At 62.4% G+C, this 20,387-nt stretch carries 19 protein-coding genes; 14 read left to right on the top strand and 5 right to left on the bottom strand.

What is annotated here, in order from left to right; translation table 11 throughout:
• The first annotated feature begins 132 nt into the window (after positions 1 to 132).
• Positions 133 to 1,554, top strand: coding sequence for a lytic transglycosylase F (locus tag I6L32_RS05425; protein WP_010672594.1), 1,422 nt, complete (start codon positions 133 to 135; stop codon positions 1,552 to 1,554).
• 5 nt (positions 1,555 to 1,559) lie between these two features.
• Here the strand turns inward: I6L32_RS05425 and I6L32_RS05420 are convergent, their stop codons facing one another.
• Entirely contained in the window at positions 1,560 to 1,721 is a 162-nt protein-coding gene (locus tag I6L32_RS05420; RefSeq protein WP_181824839.1) for a hypothetical protein, read from the bottom strand.
• A gap of 75 nt (positions 1,722 to 1,796) precedes the next feature.
• On the opposite strand from I6L32_RS05420, the gene I6L32_RS05415 reads away from it, so the two are divergent.
• Positions 1,797 to 3,050: a phosphatidylserine/phosphatidylglycerophosphate/cardiolipin synthase family protein gene (locus I6L32_RS05415; RefSeq protein ID WP_161646814.1), complete on the top strand. Its 1,254-nt coding sequence runs from the start codon at positions 1,797 to 1,799 to the stop codon at positions 3,048 to 3,050.
• Between the two features lie 468 nt (positions 3,051 to 3,518).
• Here I6L32_RS05415 and I6L32_RS05410 read toward each other — a convergent pair whose 3' ends face one another.
• A complete protein-coding gene (locus I6L32_RS05410) occupies positions 3,519 to 4,637 on the bottom strand; it encodes a fatty acid desaturase (RefSeq protein WP_161646815.1) in 1,119 nt (372 codons plus the stop codon).
• 149 nt (positions 4,638 to 4,786) lie between these two features.
• Between I6L32_RS05410 and fabR the strand changes: the two genes are divergently transcribed.
• Both fabR and I6L32_RS05400 read left to right on the top strand, forming a co-directional pair.
• On the top strand, positions 4,787 to 5,407 hold the full coding sequence (gene fabR / locus I6L32_RS05405) for an HTH-type transcriptional repressor FabR (protein ID WP_010672598.1): 621 nt from the start codon (positions 4,787 to 4,789) through the stop codon (positions 5,405 to 5,407).
• Positions 5,408 to 5,426: 19 nt separating this feature from the next.
• Positions 5,427 to 5,792 carry a YijD family membrane protein gene (locus I6L32_RS05400; RefSeq protein ID WP_041212194.1) on the top strand — a complete coding sequence of 122 codons (366 nt, stop codon included), beginning with the start codon at positions 5,427 to 5,429 and terminating at the stop codon, positions 5,790 to 5,792.
• 33 nt (positions 5,793 to 5,825) lie between these two features.
• Here the strand turns inward: I6L32_RS05400 and I6L32_RS05395 are convergent, their stop codons facing one another.
• Positions 5,826 to 6,140, bottom strand: a complete 315-nt coding sequence (locus tag I6L32_RS05395; protein ID WP_010672600.1) for a DUF1145 domain-containing protein — start codon at positions 6,138 to 6,140, stop codon at positions 5,826 to 5,828.
• Positions 6,141 to 6,248: 108 nt separating this feature from the next.
• The gene (gene rsmD, locus I6L32_RS05390; protein WP_069652328.1) at positions 6,249 to 6,878 is read right to left on the bottom strand and encodes a 16S rRNA (guanine(966)-N(2))-methyltransferase RsmD; all 630 of its coding nucleotides are present in this window, start codon (positions 6,876 to 6,878) and stop codon (positions 6,249 to 6,251) included.
• A 110-nt stretch (positions 6,879 to 6,988) separates the two neighbouring features.
• On the opposite strand from rsmD, the gene ftsY reads away from it, so the two are divergent.
• From ftsY to hutH, 10 genes are all read left to right on the top strand, one after another.
• Entirely contained in the window at positions 6,989 to 8,767 is a 1,779-nt protein-coding gene (gene ftsY, locus I6L32_RS05385; RefSeq protein ID WP_216944792.1) for a signal recognition particle-docking protein FtsY, read from the top strand.
• A gap of 222 nt (positions 8,768 to 8,989) precedes the next feature.
• Entirely contained in the window at positions 8,990 to 9,658 is a 669-nt protein-coding gene (gene ftsE, locus I6L32_RS05380) for a cell division ATP-binding protein FtsE (protein ID WP_010672603.1), read from the top strand.
• Positions 9,658 to 10,611, top strand: coding sequence for a permease-like cell division protein FtsX (gene ftsX / locus I6L32_RS05375; RefSeq protein WP_029313524.1), 954 nt, complete (start codon positions 9,658 to 9,660; stop codon positions 10,609 to 10,611). Before ftsE ends, ftsX begins: the two co-directional genes overlap by 1 nt.
• Positions 10,612 to 11,063: 452 nt before the next feature.
• Positions 11,064 to 11,918 (top strand): RNA polymerase sigma factor RpoH, encoded by an 855-nt coding sequence (gene rpoH / locus I6L32_RS05370; RefSeq protein WP_029313526.1) that lies wholly within the window; start codon positions 11,064 to 11,066, stop codon positions 11,916 to 11,918.
• A 127-nt stretch (positions 11,919 to 12,045) separates the two neighbouring features.
• The gene (gene can / locus I6L32_RS05365) at positions 12,046 to 12,705 is read left to right on the top strand and encodes a carbonate dehydratase (protein WP_010672606.1); all 660 of its coding nucleotides are present in this window, start codon (positions 12,046 to 12,048) and stop codon (positions 12,703 to 12,705) included.
• 10 nt (positions 12,706 to 12,715) lie between these two features.
• Positions 12,716 to 13,420 (top strand): histidine utilization repressor, encoded by a 705-nt coding sequence (hutC, locus tag I6L32_RS05360; protein WP_041212197.1) that lies wholly within the window; start codon positions 12,716 to 12,718, stop codon positions 13,418 to 13,420.
• A gap of 156 nt (positions 13,421 to 13,576) precedes the next feature.
• Positions 13,577 to 14,812: an imidazolonepropionase gene (gene hutI, locus I6L32_RS05355; protein WP_010672608.1), complete on the top strand. Its 1,236-nt coding sequence runs from the start codon at positions 13,577 to 13,579 to the stop codon at positions 14,810 to 14,812.
• Positions 14,805 to 15,743 (top strand): formimidoylglutamase, encoded by a 939-nt coding sequence (hutG, locus tag I6L32_RS05350; protein WP_216944791.1) that lies wholly within the window; start codon positions 14,805 to 14,807, stop codon positions 15,741 to 15,743. Before hutI ends, hutG begins: the two co-directional genes overlap by 8 nt.
• Positions 15,744 to 15,788: 45 nt before the next feature.
• Positions 15,789 to 17,492, top strand: a complete 1,704-nt coding sequence (gene hutU, locus I6L32_RS05345) for a urocanate hydratase (protein ID WP_103244106.1) — start codon at positions 15,789 to 15,791, stop codon at positions 17,490 to 17,492.
• Between the two features lies 1 nt (position 17,493).
• Positions 17,494 to 19,026 carry a histidine ammonia-lyase gene (gene hutH, locus I6L32_RS05340; RefSeq protein WP_043154412.1) on the top strand — a complete coding sequence of 511 codons (1,533 nt, stop codon included), beginning with the start codon at positions 17,494 to 17,496 and terminating at the stop codon, positions 19,024 to 19,026.
• Positions 19,027 to 19,219: 193 nt separating this feature from the next.
• Here hutH and I6L32_RS05335 read toward each other — a convergent pair whose 3' ends face one another.
• Complete coding sequence (locus tag I6L32_RS05335; protein WP_010672612.1) at positions 19,220 to 20,317, bottom strand: calcium:proton antiporter; 1,098 nt, start codon at positions 20,315 to 20,317, stop codon at positions 19,220 to 19,222.
• Between the last annotated feature and the right edge of the window lie 70 nt (positions 20,318 to 20,387).

The raw sequence follows: 20,387 nt of genomic DNA, 5'->3' as shown, positions 1-20,387 counted from the left end.
CCACGGACGATCCGTTTTCCGTCCGGCATGCGCCGATCGGCAGAAGATCCCGCGACGCCCCATGACTTGGCGCAGGCGCCTTCTCTGACAGACCCGACGGTGCGCACCGGCCCACAGCGAGGTGGTTAAATCATGATGCGGCGATGGATCTGGGCCCTGCTGGCTCTCTGCTCTCTCCCTCTGCTGGCGGCGGATCTCAAGCCGCAGTTGCTGCCCCAGGCCGGTGATCTCGAACACATCCTGCAAAAAAAAGAGCTCAGGGCCCTGGTGGTCTATGAGCGGGGGTTTTTCTTTTTCGACAAGGGAGCCCAGTACGGCATCCTGGTCAATCAGCTTCAGGGATTCGAGCGCTGGTTGAACCAGACCTACCTGGCCAAGGAGAAGCTCAAGCTCAAGATCATTTATATCCCGGTGCGCCAGGACAAGCTGCTGGACTATCTGGCCGAGGGGCGCGGGGATCTGGTGGCCGCCAACCTGACGGTCACCCCCACCCGGCGCGAGCAGGTGACCTTCTCCCAGCCGCTGATCGCCCCCATCGAGGAGTGGGTGGTGAGCCAGCGGGAGCTCCCTGCCTTCAATCGCATCACCCAGCTGTCCGGCCGGCGGATCTGGGTGCGAGCCAGCTCCAGTTATTTCGAGAGCCTGCACCAGCTCAACTGGCTGTTTCGGGAGCTGGGGTTGCCCCCGGTCTACATCGAGACGGTTCCCGAATACCTGCAGGACGGGGACCTGCTGGAGATGGTGTCAGCCGGGATCATTCCGCTGACGGTCACCGACAGCTTCAAGGGGCGGATCTGGCTCGACATGATTGGCGGCCTCAAGGCCCACAGGCTGATTCCGCTGCGGGACAAGGGGCGCAGCGCCTGGGCCCTGCGCAACAACAGCCCGGAGCTGCTCAAGGCGGTGAACGCCTACATCTCGGAGTCGAGCAAGCGGACCCTCTACAGTGACATGACATTGCGCCGCCTGCTGGCGCAGAGCGACCGCATGAGCAACATACTGGCGCCGGACCCGCTGGGGCGACTGTCGACCATTCGCAAGGTACTGGAGGCCCAGGCGGACAAGTATCAGCTGGACTGGCTGATGCTGGCCGCGCTGGCTTACAAGGAGTCGGGGCTCAATCCCAATGTCGGCTCTCACCGGGGGGCCGTCGGCATCATGCAATTGCTGCCGAGCACCGGCAAGGAGGTGGGGATCCGAGGCGCCAGACTCACCAGTCTGGAGGGCAATGTGGAAGCTGCCTGTCGCTACATGCGGCTCATCCTGGACACCTACTTCAATGATCCCGGGATGGACAGGCTCAATCGCCATCTGTTCGCCCTGGCCGCCTACAATGCGGGTCCGAACCGGGTCCAGGCATTGCAGGCCAAGGCGGCCGACAAGGGGCTGGATCCGAACGTCTGGTTCGGCAATGTGGAGCAGCTGGTGGCCAACGATGTGGGCCAGGGGCCCATCAACTACGTTGGCACCATCTACAAATACTACGTGGCCTACCGTTTCAGCCTGCCCCAGCTGGAGGGCAAGTCAGAGGCCATCGAGGCGGTGCAGCCCTGAGCCTGTCAATGCTGGCCGGGGAGGAGATCCTCGTGATGCTGCGCAAAGGGCTCCCAGCCCAGATCCCGGTGCTGCTGGTACCAGGGCATCAACAGCCTGGCCGGGGTGGGATCCGGTTGGCTGGCATGAGGTCTCTGACTGAGGGAGGGGTGGTCGCGCAGTTCCATCATCGGCTCCTTGACACTGGGCTATCGGGGCGGTTGTCTGGGTTATGCCACCACCAGATGACAGGGAGATGACCCTTGATCCCCGCCGACTTTGCCTTGCTCGCCGATCCCGGCGCCGCCCTGAAGGCCCGATGCCAGTTGATCCGCCAGGCTCGCCACCGGATCCTCGCCCAGTATTACAGCTGGGAAGAGGACGGCAGCGGTAAGCTGCTGCTGGCGGAGCTGGTGAGGGCGGCCCGGCGCGGAGTGGTGGTGCAACTGCTCATCGACGATCTCTACGGCGGGGAGAACCGCTTTCTGGAGGCGGTGGCGGCGGAACCGGGCATCGAGGTGCGCCTGTTCAACCCCTTCTGGCTGCGGGGCTGGCGTCCCCTTACCTTGCTGCTGGAAGGGGTGCTGAGCTTTCGCCGCATCAATCACCGGATGCACAACAAGCTGCTGCTGGTGGATGGCAGCCAGGCGGTGATCGGCGGGCGCAATATTGGTGATCGTTACTTCGGGCTGGGGATGCCGCCTCACTTCATCGACCTGGATCTGCTCTGCCGCGGCCCCCTCTGTCAGCAGGCCGAGCAGGGGTTCGCGCTGTTCTGGCACAGTCGCTGGAGCCACCCGGTCCGTCGCCTGTTGAGACGCCCCTTGCTGCCAGCCGAAACCCGGGCCCTGAACGATTTCCTGCTGACCCTGACCGACCCCGCCATGGCGGCCGCCTATGATCTGCCGGCCACTCTGTTTGATGAGTGCCCCGTTCCCCTTTGCTGGCATCCAGGGCGAGGGCAGTGCTGGTTCGATCGCCCCGGCAAGGGGCTGGTCGCCCGGCCGACCACGGCGCCCCTGCTGGGACGCATGCTGGCGAGCAATCAGGGGGCCCTGAGGTTGGTGAGCCCTTACCTGATCCTGACACGGGGGCTGCGTCGCCGGCTCAAGGGGCAGCGACGGCAGGGGGTCGACATCGAGATCCTGACCAACTCCCTGGCCAGCACGGACGTGCCCCTGGTCTATGGCGCCTATCGACGTCACCGCCCCTGGCTCGAGCGTCAGGGGGTCAACCTGTTCGAGCTGACGACGGAGGCGTTCAGTCTGCATGCCAAGCTGATCCTGATGGGGAAGGAGGAGGCGCTGCTCGGCAGTTTCAACCTGGATCCCCGCTCCCTGATGCTCAACACCGAGTTGATGCTGCACCTCCATAGCCCGAGGTTGTGCGACGAGTTGCAGCAACTCATCGATGGCTGGTTGCAGCAGGCCGTGCACCCGGTGGCGGTGTCCCCTTCTGCATGGCGGCGCCTGCTGGCGCAATTGAGCGATTGGTTACCTTTGCACCGTTGGTTGTGAGTGGGATCCGCCTTGTGCGAGATCTCGCAAAGCCTTGTGCGCCTTCGAGGATAACGTTTGCCATCCAAAAACGGGACTGGATTGCATCGTATTGTTTTTAATCGATTTATATTGATAGCGCCGTAACAATCCAGGATCCTCGACTGCATAGAGGTGCGTGTAGAACGGTTTTTTATTTTATTTAACTGCGTAGTATCTCGAGTGCAAGGACAAACACGGCGGCTGGTCTGCCGTGTGGGTGACGGCAACAGGGGAAATGGGCCAACCGGATTGCTCCGGCAGGCGAGGCGGATCGGGAGCGGAAACCCGTGATTCCAGACAGACCCCCGTGGTTGCGGGAGCCCAATATGGAACATGCTATTTGCGAGGGGGTGACATGCGAATGTTGCCCCATTTTTTTATGCCGCCGTCCGTTTGCTCAATCAAAAAGACCGCCTGCTGGCGGTCTTTTGCGTGATGTCTCGGCGATCAGGCGAGGCCCGCCAGCAGACGACTCCAGTTGCGCTTGGCAACGAGGAAACCGTCTCGCAATGTGCGGTACTCCAGTTGCAGCCTGAGCCTGTCGTAGCGTGCGAGGGCTGTGCGCTTGCGCTGCTCCAGCAGTGACTTGCGGTTGGCATAGTAGAGCTGGATCTGCAGGCTCAGCTTGTCGTACTCCTCCTGCAGCAGTGCCTGCCAGCGTTCCCTGTCGTCCTGCTGGTGCACTCTGGCCTGGGCGCGCTTGAGTTGCATCTCCAGCCTGGCCTGCTCGATGCGTTCCTCCGGGCAGGATCTCAGGTCTTTGGCGAGCCCGCACCAGGCGGCGGTGCGGATCAGCCACTTGGTGGGATCGAACTGCCACCACTGAATGCCGTTGCGGTAGTCGTTCTCGAACAGGTGATGGAAGTTGTGATAGCCCTCGCCAAAGGTGAAGAAGGCCAGGATGCCGTTGTCCCGGGCGCTGTTGCGATCCGTGAACGGCTGGCTGCCCCAGATGTGGGCCAGGGAGTTGATGAAGAAGGTGGTGTGATGGGTCATCACCATGCGCAGCACCCCGGCCAGCAGCAACATACCGAGCAGATCCCCGTGCAAGAGGCCGAGCAGCAGCGGAATGCCGATGTTGGTGACCAGAGCCAGGGCCAGATAGTGCCTGTGCTGGAATGCGACCACGGGGTTGTTTTGCAGGTCGCGCACATTGCTGTAGTCGTGGTAGGTATCGCGCTGGTATTCCCGCAGCATCCAGCCGATGTGGGAGTACCAGAAGCCGCGACCCGCACTGTAGGGATCCTTCTGGTTGTCATCCACGTGGCGGTGGTGGCGGCGATGATCCGAGGACCAGTGCAGCGCCGAGTTCTGCAGGGCGAGCGCGCCTCCGATGGCGAAGATCCATTGCAGGGCCGGGTGTGCCTTGTAGGCCTTGTGGGACCAGAGCCTGTGGTAGCCGGCGGTGATGGAGATGCCGCAATAGCAGAACAGCAGCAGGAAGCAGAGCCACTGCCATAGGTCGTAGCCCTGGCTCAGTCCATACCAGGGGACCGCTATCAGTGCCGTGAGCCCGGAGAGGGCGAACAGCAGGGTGTTGGTCATGATGATCGGGGGGCGGTCCATTTCACTCGGCTCCTTTCAGCGAACAGCTGTTCACTATTCTCCATTGAGCCGGAATGCGGGTCAATGGTAAAAAAGTCGGAGACAAACCTGATCCCGGCCCCGCCTTCGGGTTATCATCTGGCCTCGCTAATCTCAAGGTGACTGTTTTCGTGGGTATTCGCGCGCAACAAAAAGAAAAAACCCGGCGTACGCTGATCGAGGCGGCGTTCAGTCAACTCTGCGCCAACCGCAGTTTCTCCAACCTCAGCCTGCGGGAAGTGGCCAGAGAGGCGGGCATAGCGCCGACCTCCTTCTATCGCCACTTTAGGGACATGGAAGAGCTGGGGCTGACGCTGGTGGACGAGGGAGGGCTGACCCTGCGCCAACTGATGCGCCAGGCGCGCCAGCGCATTGCCGGTGGTGGCAGCGTCATCAGCACCTCGGTGCAGACCTTCATGGAATTCGTCGAAAACAACCCGAACATCTTCCGGCTACTGCTGCGCGAGCGCTCCGGCACCTCGGCTGCATTCCGTCAGGCGGTGGCCCGGGAGATCCAGCACTTCATCGCCGAGCTGACCGATTATCTGGAAGCCACCACGCAGGCGCCACGGGAAGAGGCCTATATCCAGGCGGAGGCCATGGTGACCATCGTCTTCAGCGCCGGTGCAGACGCCCTCGACATGACCCCGGAAGAGTGCAAGGCACTGTCGGAGCGCACCATCAGCCAGTTGCGGATGATCGCCATGGGCGCCGAGGTGCAGAACCGCAAGCGCCACGAATCTCTCACATAACGCAAGGATGGACAGCCTCATGCATGAACCGAACGCGATTCCGAAGAAGCCCCTGGTGCTGGCCCTGCTGATCGGTATCTGTGGCGATGCCTTCCTGTCGGCCTTGATGGAGTCGGTCGTCCCCTTCTCCTTCTACCCCCTCATCGCCCTGTTGCTGGCGGCCAGCCAGCTCTATCAGCACTATCGCCATGAGCCCATGGTGGGCAACACACCCAGCTGCATCCTGCTCTGCTTCTTTATCGGCGTGTTCGGCCATTCTGCCCTGGTCAAGGTGCAGTACCCCGAGCTTGGCAGCAACTTCTTCTCCCTCATTGCCATGCTGCTGCTGCTTGCCGCCCTCTCCATCAAGCTGGGAATCAGCCTCGGAAAAACGCAGAAGGAGTGACGAATCACTCCTTCTGGTCGGGCCGGGGGTGGCCTAATCGGCCCTAGGGGGGGTCTCTCCCTTCTTCCTAGCGTCTATGATGGCCTGCAGCTTGGTGCGGATATCCATCATGCCGAACACCCCGAAGATCAGCACCTGGGTGAATTCGAGACGAGTGACAGCGAAGTAGGGTTTGCAAGCCGCCTTGATCATGCTGGCCTGTACCCAGTGCATCAATATCACGATGACGCCGCACACAGGCAGAAAGCCGTTCAGTTTGCCCGGCAGGGTGCCCAGCAGGGCGAGTGCCACACCGAACCAGAAGAACAGCAGCACCCCCATCGCCAACAGATTAAACACCCGCTTCATCGTTTACCTCCCGTACATAGAGTTGATAGCAGACCTGATGTGATCGACCTGCTTGTCCTTGAGCCGTTGTCCAAATTGACGGAGAAGGGGACTGTACCCATCTCCCCTTTAAACAGCTGCGTCATGCTTGGTGTCCCGCAGATAGAGCTGATAGCAGACCTGACCAGCCTGCTTGTCCTTGAGTAGTTTCCAGCTGGCGGGCAGCGCCAGATCGGCCATCTCTTTTTCCCGCTCCAGATAGATGAGGGCATCGGATGCCAGCCAGCCGCGCTGCTCGAGCAGCTCGCACACCTGGGGCAGCAGCTCGCGACGAAACGGTGGGTCCAGAAAGACCAGGTCGAAGGGGGTGGGCGGGCCTTGCAGCCAGCTCACGGCATCAGCCTGGATCACCTGCCCCTGGCTGCTGCCCAGGGTCGTCAGGTTCTTCTTGAGCTGGTCGGCGGCGCCTCTGTCCATCTCGATCAGGGTGACCTGTTCGGCATAGCGGGACAAGGCTTCCAGCCCCAGCCCGCCGCTGCCGGCGAACAGATCCAGGCAGCGGGTACCGCGCACGTGGGGAGCCAGCCAGTTGAAGATGGTCTCCTTGACGCGATCCGTGGTGGGTCTGAGCCCTTCCACATCCCTGACGGGGAGTTTGCGTCCCTTCCATTGGCCGCTGATGATTCGTACCACGCCCGCTCGCCCCTGAGGGGCCGGGCTCTTGCTCGGGCTGTTACGGCTGGATTTCACTCTGGGCATCGCGTTTCGTCGTCAGAAAATAAAGTGATAGTATAAGGCGGTTCATTTTTATGCCGACCCGCCGAGGGACGGCTATCTTAGCAGTCAGCCTTTGATGTGAGTATTTTTAGATGGCAAAAGGTTTGTTTTCCTGGCTGGGTTTCGGCCGCAAGAAAGAAGAGGCTGAGGCCGTTCCATCGCAGGCGCCCGACGCTACCCCGGCGGTCGTCGAGTCGGAGGCCGCCGCTGTTCCCGCGCCTGTCGCCGATGTTGCCCCGGCTGATGCCCCCACCGCCAAGCCCGAAGCGCCGCTGAGTGGCCCTGACGAAGGCCCCCTGGTTGTGGAAGAGCCGGAGGGCGAGCTTGAGCCCGTCATCGTCAATGAGGCCTTGATCTCAACCGAAGCTCAGGTCGCAGAAGAAGCCATTGTCGCCGCCGAAGCCCGCGCTTTGGAAGAGGCCCGTATTGCCGCCGAGGCTCGCGCCGCAGAAGAAGCCCGTGTTGCCGCCGAGGCTCGCGCCGCAGAAGAAGCCCGTATTGCCGCCGAGGCTCGTGCCGCAGAAGAAGCCCGTATTGCCGCCGAAGCTCGCGCCGCAGAAGAAGCCCGTATTGCCGCCGAGGCTCGTGCCGCAGAAGAAGCCCGTATTGCCGCCGAGGCCCGCGCTGCGGAAGAGGCTCGCATCGCTGCCGAAGCCCGCGCCGCAGAAGAAGCCCGTATTGCTGCCGAGGCCCGCGCTGCGGAAGAGGCTCGCATCGCTGCCGAAGCCCTTGCCGCGGAAGAAGCCCGTATTGCCGCCGAGGCTCGCGCCGCAGAAGAAGCCCGTATTGCCGCCGAAGCTCAGGCTGCCGAGGAAGCCCGTGTCGCCAAAGAGGCCCAGCGAGCGGAAGATTTGCGTCTGGTCGCCGCGATGGAGGCTGAGGCCGCCGCGCTGGCCGCTCTGCCACTGGCCGCCAAGGTGGACGACGACACTCAGGAGAAGCCGCAGCGGGAGGGCTTCTTTGCCCGCCTCAAGCGCAGCCTGGTGCGTACCAGGGAGAATATCGGTTCCGGTTTCTTCGGCCTGTTCCGTGGCAAGAAGATCGATGACGATCTGTTCGAAGAGCTGGAGACCCAGCTGCTGACCGCCGATCTTGGCGTCGACACCACCACCCGCATCATCGAGGGGCTGGTACAGCACGCGGATCGCAAGCAACTCAAGGACGCCGAGGCGCTCTACGGTCTGCTCAAACAGGACATGGGCGAGATGCTGGCCAAGGTCGAGCAGCCCCTGGTGATCGACACCAGCAAGAAGCCTTACGTCATCCTGATGGTCGGTGTGAACGGCGTCGGCAAGACCACCACCATCGGCAAGCTGGCCAAACAGTTCCAGGCCGAGGGCAAGAGCGTAATGCTGGCCGCTGGCGATACCTTCCGTGCCGCTGCGGTCGAGCAGCTGCAGGTGTGGGGTCAGCGCAACAACATTCCGGTGATTGCCCAGCACACCGGTGCCGACTCCGCCTCCGTCATCTATGACGCCATCGAGGCTGCCCGCTCCCGCGGGGCTGACGTGCTGATCGCCGATACCGCCGGCCGCCTGCAGAACAAGAGCAACCTGATGGAGGAGCTCAAGAAGGTGGTGCGGGTGATGAAGAAGCTGGACGATGCGGCGCCCCACGAGATCATGCTTACCCTGGACGCAGGCACCGGCCAGAACGCATTGAGCCAGGCCAAGCTGTTCAGCGAGGCGGTGGGCCTGACCGGCATCACCCTCACCAAGCTGGACGGCACTGCCAAGGGTGGTGTCATCTTCGCGGTGGCCGACAAGTTCCAGATCCCGATCCGCTACATCGGGGTGGGCGAGGGGATCGACGATCTGCGCCCGTTCGTCGCCAACGATTTTATCGAGGCGCTCTTCAGCCGCGAAGAATAAATCCGGCTGACATGAGTCGGCCCGGCCGTGACAAGCACGTGTTCCATACCCCGACTCCGGTCGGGGTATGTCACTATGAGGGCGCAGGCATGGCTCATCCAGGCAAGGGTGACATGTGGCATGCTTGTGACCGGTGTTGTCATCCAGGTGTTGTGCCGGTACGGGGGAGTGAGCGCCCCTTGCTTTATCCCGGTCGGGGTTTGTCAATCTCAGGGAACCGTTATGATTCGTTTTGACAAGGTCAGCAAGGTCTACAGTGGCGGTCATCAAGCGCTGCAAAAGGTCAGTTTTCACCTGCGCAAGGGGGAGATGGCCTTCCTGACCGGCCATTCGGGGGCGGGCAAGAGTACCCTCCTCAAGCTCATCAGCGTGATGGAACGGCCGACCGACGGCCGCGTCTTCTTCCACGGCGATGACGTCAGCCACATCCAGCGCAGTCAGATCCCCTACGTGCGCCGCCAGATCGGCATGATCTTCCAGGATCACCGCCTGTTGATGGATCGTACCGTGTTCGACAACGTCGCCCTGCCCCTGGTGATCGATGGCTACAGCCATGGGGACATCAACAAGCGGGTGGCGGCGGCGCTGGACAAGGTTGGGCTGCTCGGCAAGGAGCGCTACCAGCCGCGCATGCTCTCCGGTGGTGAGCAGCAACGGGTCGGCATCGCCCGCGCCATCGTCAACAAACCGCCGCTGCTGCTGGCGGACGAGCCGACCGGCAACCTGGATCCCCAACTTTCCATGGACATCATGCGCCTGTTCGAGGAGTTCAACCGCTTCGGCGTCTCCGTGCTGATTGCCACTCACGATCTGGGGCTGATCGCCCGGATGCGCTACCGCACCCTGACCCTCAAGGCGGGTCGCATGTATTCGTCCGGGGAGGATCGCTGATGGCTATTGTTCGTCATAAACAGCCGCCGTTGCGTCGTTTGATGATGTATGGAGTGGATCATGTGCGTCAGGCCTTTGCCAGCCTGGGTGAGCTGTGGCGCAACCCGCTCGCCTCCCTGATGACCCTGGCGGTGCTTGGCGTGAGTCTGGCGCTGCCTTCCTGTTTCCACGTATTGCTGAAGAATGCCGAAGTGGTAGAGGGGAGCTGGCAGACCAGCTCCCAGATCTCCCTCTATCTGCGCAAGGATCTGCCGGAGCAGAGCATCCTGGACATGAAGCAGCGGATCCTGCTCTATCCGGAAGTGGAGTCCGTCACTTATATGAACCGTGACGAGGCGCTCAGGGAATTTCGGGAGATCTCCGGTTTCGGTGATGCCCTGGATTATCTGGACAGCAACCCGCTGCCGCCGGTGCTGAGCGTGATCCCGGATCCGCGCTGGCAGAATCCGGAAGGGGCCGCCGAGCTGCTTGCCAAGCTGGAGAACGAGCCCGGTATCGAGCAGGGCAAGCTGGATCTGCAGTGGTTGACCCGGTTGCAGGGGATCATGAACCTGCTGCGCCACACCATTACAGGTATCGCGGTGTTGCTGCTCTCCGCCGTGTTGCTGATCGTGGGCAACACCCTGCGCCTGAATATCCTCAACCAGCGTTCCGAGATTGAAGTGCTCAAGCTGGTGGGTGCGACCGATGCCTTCATCCACCGTCCCTTCCTCTATACGGGCATCTGGTTCGGGGTCATCGGCGGCATGCTGGCCTGGTGGCTGACCGAGGTGATGGTGATCTGGAGCGAGGGGGTGGTGAAGGAGCTGGCGGGGCTCTACAACAGCAACTTTCGTCTGGTGGGGATGGGGGCGTTCGACGGCTTCAATCTCATACTGCTGGGCGCCCTGCTGGGGTTGATCGCCTCCTGGTTCTCGGTGCACAGGCACATTCGCGACATAGAACCGTCCTGATTAATTTGTCAGCATTTTAAAGCGCTGGATTTTGCGAACTGGATCAAGTAAAAGAGTGGCCCGTTTCTGGCACGGGCCACTTTCTCAGAGTAATCTGAATGGTGTCTGCGCCGAGGATCATATGTGGATCCTCTGAACCTTTTGATTTATCAATGGTCTATTGACTGCAACAGAATGAATACGGGTATGGCCCCTATGCCTTGCTCGTCTGACTTGGCAAGCATGTGAAGGTTGCGAGCTCCGCAACAATGGACTTAGCATGCTACTTTTCAGGGGTCCTTTACTGTGACCCCTTTTTTTTGACTGTTCATTTATGATTCATGCCGTCAGCCTAAGATAGGCCGGGTTCATGCTGGGGTGATGTATGATGCAGCACGCAGAATGATACCTGGTCGGTAGACACGTCTTCTCAGGGTGTTAGACTGATTCGATTGAAAAGTAAGAGGTAGAACATGGGAACTTCATTGCAACGCACTATGGCTCTGATTCCGCAAGGTAGTCTGGAAGGCTATATCCAGGCCGTCAACTCGATCCCTGTGCTGAGCGCAGAGGAAGAGCGCGAACTGGCGATGCGTCTGCAGCAGGATGGCGATCTCGAAGCTGCACGCCAGCTCGTTATGTCGCACCTGCGTTTTGTCGTTCACGTGGCCAAGAGCTACTCCGGCTATGGCCTGCCTCAGGCCGATCTGGTGCAGGAAGGCAACATCGGCCTGATGAAAGCCGTCAAACGCTTCGACCCGAGCGTGGGCGTGCGTCTGGTCTCCTTCGCCGTGCACTGGATCAAGGCCGAAATCCACGAATATGTGTTGCGCAACTGGCGCATGGTCAAGGTGGCGACCACCAAGGCCCAGCGCAAGCTGTTCTTCAACCTGCGCAAGTCCAAGAAGCGTCTGGGCTGGCTGAACCACGAAGAAGTGCAGGCCGTGGCTGCCGACCTCGGGGTATCCGCTGCCGACGTCACCGAGATGGAAGCGCGCATGAGCAATTACGATCAGGCTTTCGATCTGGTCGGTGACGATGAAGACGAGGGTGGCTTCGCGCCGGTGCACTATCTGGAAGACAAATCTTCCGATCTCGCCGCGAACATCGAGAACGACAACTGGGACAGCCATGCCACCCGTCGTCTGAGTGCGGCCATGGCGACCCTGGACGAGCGCAGCCAGCACATCATTCGTGCCCGCTGGCTCGATGACGAGAGCAAGACCACCCTGCAGGAGCTGGCCGATACTTACGGCGTCTCGGCCGAGCGGGTGCGCCAGCTTGAGAAAAACGCGCTCAAGAAGCTGAAAGATGCCATGGATGCCTGACGGCCTCCTCCGGTAAGAAGCAGGGCCTGATGGCCCTGTTTTTGTTTTGCGGGGATCTGGTCGGCCTTGCCTTGGTTACCCTTGTGTATGGTATGTTGCCGCCACTGCCACAGTAGGGAGAGCAGAAGTGAAACTGTTGAACGACTTGTTTACCAACAACCGCGAGTGGGCGGAACGGATCAAGGCCGAGGATCCCAATTTCTTCGCTACCCTGTCCGCCCAGCAGGCACCCGAGTACCTCTGGATCGGCTGTTCCGACAGCCGGGTTCCCGCCAACCAGCTGATGGGGCTCTTGCCGGGGGACGTCTTTGTCCACCGCAACGTCGCCAACCTGGTGGTGCACACCGACTTCAACTGCCTCTCGGTGCTGCAATACGCGGTGGAGGTGCTCAAGGTGAAGCACATCATCGTCTGCGGCCACTATGGCTGCGGTGGGGTCAAGGCTGCGATGCAGAACCAGGAGCTGGGTCTCATCGACAACTGGCTGCGCAACATCAAGGACGTCTACTTCAAATACGGCGAACAGCTCGAAGCCATCGAGGATGAGCACGAGCGCTTCGACTACCTGTGCGAGCTGAACGTGGCCGAGCAGGTCGCCAACGTCTGTCACACCACCATCATCCAGAATGCCTGGCGCAAGGGGCAGGAGCTGGCGGTGCACGGCTGGATCTACGGCATCAAGGATGGCCTGCTGCACGATCTCGATCTCTGCATCAGCGGCCCTGACCAGATCCCGGACGTCTATCGCGCCTGGCCGGACATGCGTCCGCCCCATCGTCGCCGCTGAGGACCATCCGGTGGCTCCTGCGCTCTACCTTCAGATAAAGCAGCACATCCTGGACGGGATCCGCGAACGCCACTATCAGGCGGGCGACCGGATCCCGACCGAGGCCGCCCTGTGCGAGCAGTTTGCCGTGAGCCGCATGACGGTGAACAAGGCGCTGCGTGAGCTGGTGGCCGAAGGCTGGCTGGTGCGCACCGCCGGATCCGGCAGTTTCGTGGCCGACAGGCGCACCGAGTCGCCGCTCCTGGCGATTCGCAATATTGCAGACGAGATCGCCGAGCGGGGCAGCGAGTACAGCGCGCGGGTGATCCGGCTGCAACGTCAGGCCGCCGACGAGAAAGTAGCGGTGCGTCTGGGCCTGCGGGTCGGGGCGCCCACCTTTCACAGCCTCATCGTCCATCAGGCCGATGGGGAGCCGCTGCAACTGGAGGAGCGCTTCGTCGATGCCGAGCGACTGCCCGGCTATGGCGAGCAGGATTTCACCCAGCAGACGCCAAACAGCTATCTGATGGAGATCTGCCCCCTCTCCGAGATGGAGCACGTGGTAGAAGCCGTGTTGCCGAGTGCTGGTGAAGCCGGACTGCTGCAAGTGAGGGTCGACACCCCCTGCCTGCTGCTGCACCGGCGCACCTGGTCAGACGGCTGTCTGGTCTCCTATGCCAGATTGTTGTCGCCGGGTTCCCGCTACAAGCTGAGCTCCAAGACGCGTCTCGCATAGTTGTATATACAAATTAAGCATTTAAAAGCCCACCTCTCGGTGGGCTTTTTTGTGCTTACACTCTAATAAAGCCGCTTTTATCAAGATGTGAACTTGATCCTTCCTTTCTTTTCAGAGATCGGCTATAAATTATTGTATATACATTTAGAGGTCGGTATGAACAAGGAACTGTTGAACTGCGAGCGGGTCTGGCTCAACGTGACACCCGCCACCCTGCGCCCCGATCTGGCGGACTACGGCCTGCTGGAGCCCCATGCCCTTGGCGTGCGGGATGGCAAGATCCACGCTCTGGTCCCCATGCAGGATCTCAAGGGCCCCTATGCCGCCTCCTGGCAGGACATGAAGGGGAAGCTGGTCACCCCCGGTCTCATCGATTGCCACACCCACCTCATCTTCGCCGGCAGTCGCGCCGAAGAGTTCGAGCTGCGCCAGAAGGGAGTCCCCTATGCGGAGATCGCCCGCAAGGGGGGCGGTATCATCAGCACGGTGCGCGCCACCCGGGCTGCCAGCGAGGAGCGGCTCTATGAGCTGGCGTTGCCGCGGATCAAGTCCCTGATCCGGGAAGGGGTCACCACAGTCGAAATCAAGTCCGGCTACGGCCTCACCCTGGAAGACGAGCTCAAGATGTTGCGGGTGGCCCGTCGTCTGGGAGAGACGCAACCTATCCGGGTCAAGACCACGCTGCTGGCGGCCCATGCGGTGCCGCCGGAGTATCGCGACGATCCCGACTCCTGGGTCGAGACCATCTGCCAGGAGATCATCCCGGCGGCGGCCGAGGCAGGTCTCGCGGATGCTGTGGATGTCTTCTGCGAGCACATCGGCTTCTCCCTTGCCCAGACCGAGCAGGTCTATCTGGCGGCGGATCAGTACAACCTCGCGGTGAAAGGGCACATGGATCAGCTCTCCAACCTGGGGGGCAGCACGCTCGCCGCCCACTTCGGCGCCCTCTCGGTGGATCATCTGGAATATCTGGATCAGGACGGGATCCAGGCGCTGGCCCACCGTGGCGTGGTCGCCACCCTGCTGCCCACCGCTTTCTATTTCCTCAAGGAGACCAAGCTGCCCCCGATCGCCGCCTTGCGCAAGGCGGGGGTACCCATGGCTGTCTCTTCCGACATCAACCCGGGCACGGCTCCCATCGTTTCCCTGCGCATGGCCATGAACATGGCCTGCACCCTGTTTGGCCTGACCCCGGTGGAGGCCATGGCCGGGGTGACCCGCCACGCCGCCAGGGCGCTTGGCGAGCAGGAACGGCTGGGGCAGCTCAAGGTCGGCATGCTGGCGGATTTCCTTGTCTGGAACTGCGGCCATCCGGCCGAGCTCAGCTACCTCATCGGTGTCGATCAGCTGGTGAGCCGTGTGGTCAACGGGGAGGAGACCCTTCATGGATAAGTTCAACGGGATCGACATGTCGGTCTGGCAGGGGCGTCAGGATCCCGAAGACGGTGAGTTGGCCCTGCGCTGGCACGATAGGGTGCAACCCTGGCAGGAGAATCGCGAACCCGGCGTGGTGCTGCTCGGCTTTGCCTGTGACGAAGGGGTGCGCCGCAACAAGGGGCGGGTCGGTGCGGCCGGTGCACCGCTGGCGGTGCGCAAGCTGCTGGCCAACACGGCCTGGCACCTGGGCGCCCCCGTCTATGACGGCGGGGATCTGGCCTGTGAGGACGGCGATCTCGATGCCGCCCACGGGCGCTTGGCCGAACGGGTCGCGAGTGCGCTGGATCAGGGGCACTTCCCCCTGGTGCTGGGAGGCGGCCACGAGGTGGCGTTTGGTAGCTGGAGCGGCCTGAACCGTCATCTTGGTGGCGAAGGGCGGTTCGGGATCATCAATTTCGACGCCCACTTCGATCTGCGCATGAAACAGGAGCAGGCGAGCTCGGGCACCCCCTTCTTCCAGATTGCCGAGCAGTGCGCCGCCCAGGGCACCCCCTTTCACTATGCCTGTCTCGGGGTGGCCGAAACCGCTAATACCGCGGCGCTCTTTGCCCGCGCCGAGGCGCTGGGAGTTTGGCACGTGCTGGACGAGGCGATGACGCAGACCGAGCTGCCAGCCTTGCTAGGCGGGCTGGATGCCTTCATCGCCCGTTGCGACCACCTCTATCTCACCATCGATCTCGACGTGCTGCCGGCGGCGGTGATGCCGGGAGTCAGCGCTCCCGCCGCTCGCGGCGTGGAGCTGGCGGTCATCGAGCCGCTCATCGCCCATATCCGGGCCAGCGGCAAGCTCAGGCTCGCCGATCTGGCCGAGTACAACCCGAACCTGGATCAGGACAACCGCAGTGCCCGCGTGGCTGCGCGCCTGGTTCACCAGTTGACCAAGTAGTGGCGCACCGCGCCGCCTGACTGCATCGCTAAACAAGGAGTGTCTATGTCTGTACAACACCAGGATCCCCGCCACGATCCGAGCCGCGTGATCCGTGCTCCCCACGGCACCCAGCTGACCGCCAAGAGCTGGCTCACCGAAGCGCCATTGCGGATGCTGATGAACAACCTGGATCCGGATGTTGCCGAGCATCCCCAGTCCCTGGTGGTGTACGGCGGCATCGGCCGCGCCGCCCGCAACTGGGCCTGCTATGACAAGATCGTCGAGGTACTGACCCGGCTCGAGGACGATCAGACCCTGCTGGTGCAATCCGGCAAGCCGGTCGGGGTGTTCCAGACCCACAAGGATGCGCCGCGGGTGCTCATCGCCAACTCCAACCTGGTGCCCCACTGGGCCAACTGGGAGCACTTCAACGAGCTCGATAAAAAGGGTTTGATGATGTACGGCCAGATGACTGCTGGCTCCTGGATCTACATCGGCACCCAGGGCATCGTGCAGGGCACCTACGAGACCTTCTTCGCGGTGGCGAACCAGCACTTCAATGGCGAGCCCAAAGGCCGCTGGATCCTGACCGGGGGCCTGGGTGGCATGGGCGGTGCCCAGCCCCTTGCTGCCACCATGGCCGGTTTCTCCATGATCGCCGTGGAGTGCGACGAGACCCGTATCGATTTCCGTCTGCGTACCCGCTACGTCGACAAGAAGGCCCACAGCCTGGATGAGGCGCTGGCCATGATCGAGGAGGCCAAACGCAGCGGCACCGCCGTCTCCGTCGGCCTGCTCGGCAACGCCGCCGACGTCTTCGCCGAGCTGGTGGCTCGCGGCATCACGCCGGACGTGGTGACCGACCAGACCTCCGCCCATGACCCGGTACACGGCTACCTGCCCCAGGGCTGGAGTGTGGCCCAATGGCGCGATCTGCAAAAGAGCGCACCGGACGAGGTCAACGTGGCGGCTCGCCGCTCCATGGCCCGTCAGGTCGAAGCCATGCTGACCCTGCAATCCCGCGGCGCCGCCACGCTCGATTACGGCAACAACATCCGCCAGATGGCGCTGGAAGAGGGGGTCAAGAATGCCTTCGACTTCCCGGGCTTCGTGCCGGCCTACATCCGCCCGCTGTTCTGCGAGGGCATTGGCCCGTTCCGCTGGGTGGCGCTCTCCGGCGACCCGGAAGACATCTACAAGACCGACCAGAAGGTAAAAGAGCTGATCCCGGACGATCCCCACCTGCACAACTGGCTCGACATGGCCCGCGAGCGCATCGCCTTCCAGGGCCTGCCGGCGCGGATCTGCTGGGTTGGCGTCAAGGATCGGGTGCGCCTGGGCCTGGCCTTCAATGAGATGGTGAAGAATGGCGAGCTGAAGGCTCCGGTCGTCATCGGCCGTGACCACCTTGACTCCGGCTCGGTGGCGAGCCCGAACCGCGAGACCGAATCCATGATGGATGGTTCCGACGCCGTTTCCGACTGGCCGCTGCTCAACGCCCTGCTCAACACCGCCGGCGGCGCGACCTGGGTTTCCCTGCACCACGGTGGCGGTGTGGGCATGGGCTTCTCCCAGCACTCCGGCGTGGTGATCGTCTGTGACGGCACCGACGATGCCGCCAAGCGGGTCGGCCGCGTGCTGCGCAACGACCCGGCCACCGGGGTGATGCGTCACGCCGACGCCGGCTACGAGATTGCCATCAACTGTGCCGTTGAGGCGAAACTGGATCTGCCGATGATAGACGCCACCGGCAAAGGGGTGAAATAAGATGTTCGAACTCAATCTGCAACCGGGCAAACTCTGCCTCGCCACCCTGCGTCGTGTCAGTCGCGAGCCGGTACACGTCAGCCTGGATCCGGCTGCTCTGGCGGGGATCCACGCCTCCGCCGCCGTGGTCACCAAGGTGATCGAGCAAAACCGGGTGGTCTACGGCATCAACACCGGCTTTGGCCTGCTGGCCAACACCCGCATTCCGGTGGAGCAGCTGGACGAGCTGCAGCGTTCCATCGTGCTCTCCCATGCGGCAGGGATTGGCGAGTACATGGAGGACGCCACCGTACGGTTGATGATGGTGCTCAAGGTCAACTCGCTCGCTCGTGGCTTCTCCGGCATCCGGCTGACGGTGCTCGAGGCCCTGATGACCCTTATCAACGCCGAGGTCTACCCCGTGGTGCCGAAGAAGGGCTCCGTCGGCGCTTCCGGCGATCTGGCGCCCCTGGCCCACATGAGCTGCCTGCTGATCGGTGAAGGCAAGGCCCGTCACAAGGGCGAGCTGATCGACGCCGCCACGGCCCTGAAGATTGCCGGGCTGGAGCCCATCGCCCTGGCGCCGAAAGAGGGGCTGGCCCTGCTCAACGGCACCCAGGCGAGCACCGCCTTCGCGCTGGAAGGGCTGTTCCATGCCGAGGATCTCTACGCTGGCGCCATCACCATAGGGGCCATGAGCGTTGAAGCGGCGCTGGGCAGCCGCCGGCCGTTCGATGCCCGCATCCACGAGGTGCGCGGTCAGCGCGGCCAGATCGATGCGGCCGCCTGCTACCGCCACTTGCTGGTGGACGGCAGCGAGATCGGCATGTCCCACCACAACTGCGAGAAGGTGCAGGATCCTTACTCCCTGCGCTGTCAGCCCCAGGTGATGGGTGCCTGCCTGACCCAGATCCGTCAGGCCGCCGAGGTGCTGGTGTGCGAGGCGAATGCGGTCTCCGACAATCCCCTGGTGTTTGCCGAGGATGAGGAGATCATCTCCGGCGGCAACTTCCACGCAGAACCCGTGGCCTTTGCCGCCGACAACCTGGCCCTGGCCATCGCCGAGATCGGGTCGCTGTCGGAGCGGCGCATGGCGCTGCTCATCGACTCGCGCATGTCCGGCCTGCCGGCCTTCCTGGTGAACAACGGCGGGGTGAACTCCGGCTTCATGATCGCCCAGGTCACCTCGGCGGCCCTGGCCTCCGAGAACAAGACCCTGGCCCACCCGGCCTCGGTGGACAGCCTGCCCACCTCGGCCAACCAGGAGGACCACGTCTCCATGGCCACCTTCGCCGGTCGCCGGCTGGCGGACATGGCCGAGAACACCCGTGGCATCCTGGCGGTGGAACTGCTGGCAGCGGCCCAGGGGCTCGACTTCCGCGCTCCCCTGCGCTCCACCGAGCTCATCGAGCTGGCCAAGGGCCGTCTGCGGGAAGAGGTCAGCTTCTATGACAAGGACAGGTACTTTGCACCGGACATCGAGGCGGCGGCCGCCCTGCTGGGCCGTGCCAGCTACAACGACCTGATCCCGGCCGGGACTCTGCCCAGCCTCTGAATTGGAGCCTGAGTAACCATAAATAAGACCGCCCATGGGGCGGTCTTTTCATTTCCGTCTCCCGCGCCTCGCGTCGGGGCCATCGGAAGCGCGCTGCGCAGAGTGGCAGCAGGCAGGTGGTGGCGGCCTTATCCGTGTTCAAACATCCGGAACAGATAAACCACGAACAACACTGGGGTGAGTGCTGGCAGCCTTATCCGTGTTCAAACATCAGGAACAGGTAAACGACAAACAGCACAAGATGGGTGGCGCCGTGCAGGGCGTGGGTGCGGCCGCTGCTGAAGGTCACTTTACAGACCATGAGGGTGGTGATGAGCAGCACCATGTCGGCAGGGGAGAGGCCCAGGCGCACTTCCTGCCCCATCAGGGAGCCGATGAAAAGTACGGAGGGTACCGTGAGGGCGATGGTGGCCAGCACGGAGCCGAAGTAGAGATTCATGGCCCGCTGCAACTGATTATTGAAGGCCGCCTTGATGGCGCCGACCGCTTCGGGGGCCAGTACGATACAGGCGACGATGAAGCCACCCAGTGCCATCGGGGCTTCCATCACGTGCACCCCGTAGTTGATGGGGATGGCCAGGGTCTTGGCCAGCAGGATCACCACCACCAGGTAGGCGAGCAGCAAGAGGGTGTGATAGACGTTGCTCTGCAGCGGGCCGTGGTGATCCTCGAGATCCTCGTGATCGCTGTCGACGAAGAAGTGGCTGTGGCTGCGGGTCTGGATCAGCAGGAAGACACCATAGAGCAGGATGGAGATGATGATCAGCATCCATGACATGGCCTTGGAGAGGCTGCCCAGGGTGCCGCCCTGGGTGAAGTTCGGCAGGACCAGACAGAGCAGTGCCAGGGGAATGATGGCCACCAGATAGGATTTGACCCCGTCCAGATTGAAGTTCTGGGTGTGATAGCGCCAGCCGCCAAACAGCAGGGTGAAGCCCACCAGACCGTTGGTGACCAGCATCACCACCGCGAACATGGTGTCGCGGGCCATGGTGGGATTGGGATCGCCGGTCAGCATGACGGAGGAGATCATCACCACTTCCAGGGAGATGACCGAGAGGGTCAGGATCAGGGTACCGAAGGGTTCCCCGAGCTTGATGGCGAGGGCGTCAGAGTGACGCACGACGGAGAAGATGGCCCAGGTCACGATGGCAAGCAGGGCCAGCGACACCGGCAGGTAGACCGCAAGGGGGGTTGTCTCTGCCAGCAGGTCGCTCCCCAGGGTTTTGAAGAAGAGCAGGGTCAGCAGACCGGCAGGCAGAGCAATCTCTTGTCGGATAAAAGACTTCATAGGCAGTGGTTCTCATCTCGGGGCGGCCTCGGCCGACGGGGTATGGAGCGACTTGGTGCACCCAAGGTGC

The sequence above is a fragment of the Aeromonas sp. FDAARGOS 1402 genome (assembly GCF_019046925.1).
Classification (GTDB): Bacteria; Pseudomonadota; Gammaproteobacteria; order Enterobacterales; family Aeromonadaceae; genus Aeromonas; species Aeromonas caviae.
The sequence above is the reverse complement of the archived record's forward strand: the minus strand, read 5'-3'. Positions and strand labels throughout refer to the sequence as shown.

What these genes read in the sequence shown, in the direction of transcription:
- I6L32_RS05425 (WP_010672594.1), top strand. Translation starts at nt 133, where the DNA reads ATGATGCGGCGATGGATCTGGGCCCTGCTGGCTCTCTGCTCTCTCCCT.
- I6L32_RS05420 (WP_181824839.1), bottom strand. Translation starts at nt 1,721, where the DNA reads ATGGAACTGCGCGACCACCCCTCCCTCAGTCAGAGACCTCATGCCAGC.
- I6L32_RS05410 (WP_161646815.1), bottom strand. Translation starts at nt 4,637, where the DNA reads ATGGACCGCCCCCCGATCATCATGACCAACACCCTGCTGTTCGCCCTC.
- I6L32_RS05400 (WP_041212194.1), top strand. Translation starts at nt 5,427, where the DNA reads ATGCATGAACCGAACGCGATTCCGAAGAAGCCCCTGGTGCTGGCCCTG.
- I6L32_RS05395 (WP_010672600.1), bottom strand. Translation starts at nt 6,140, where the DNA reads ATGAAGCGGGTGTTTAATCTGTTGGCGATGGGGGTGCTGCTGTTCTTC.
- rsmD (WP_069652328.1), bottom strand. Translation starts at nt 6,878, where the DNA reads ATGCCCAGAGTGAAATCCAGCCGTAACAGCCCGAGCAAGAGCCCGGCC.
- ftsY (WP_216944792.1), top strand. Translation starts at nt 6,989, where the DNA reads ATGGCAAAAGGTTTGTTTTCCTGGCTGGGTTTCGGCCGCAAGAAAGAA.
- ftsE (WP_010672603.1), top strand. Translation starts at nt 8,990, where the DNA reads ATGATTCGTTTTGACAAGGTCAGCAAGGTCTACAGTGGCGGTCATCAA.
- ftsX (WP_029313524.1), top strand. Translation starts at nt 9,658, where the DNA reads ATGGCTATTGTTCGTCATAAACAGCCGCCGTTGCGTCGTTTGATGATG.
- rpoH (WP_029313526.1), top strand. Translation starts at nt 11,064, where the DNA reads ATGGGAACTTCATTGCAACGCACTATGGCTCTGATTCCGCAAGGTAGT.
- hutI (WP_010672608.1), top strand. Translation starts at nt 13,577, where the DNA reads ATGAACAAGGAACTGTTGAACTGCGAGCGGGTCTGGCTCAACGTGACA.
- hutG (WP_216944791.1), top strand. Translation starts at nt 14,805, where the DNA reads ATGGATAAGTTCAACGGGATCGACATGTCGGTCTGGCAGGGGCGTCAG.
- hutU (WP_103244106.1), top strand. Translation starts at nt 15,789, where the DNA reads ATGTCTGTACAACACCAGGATCCCCGCCACGATCCGAGCCGCGTGATC.
- hutH (WP_043154412.1), top strand. Translation starts at nt 17,494, where the DNA reads ATGTTCGAACTCAATCTGCAACCGGGCAAACTCTGCCTCGCCACCCTG.
- I6L32_RS05335 (WP_010672612.1), bottom strand. Translation starts at nt 20,317, where the DNA reads ATGAAGTCTTTTATCCGACAAGAGATTGCTCTGCCTGCCGGTCTGCTG.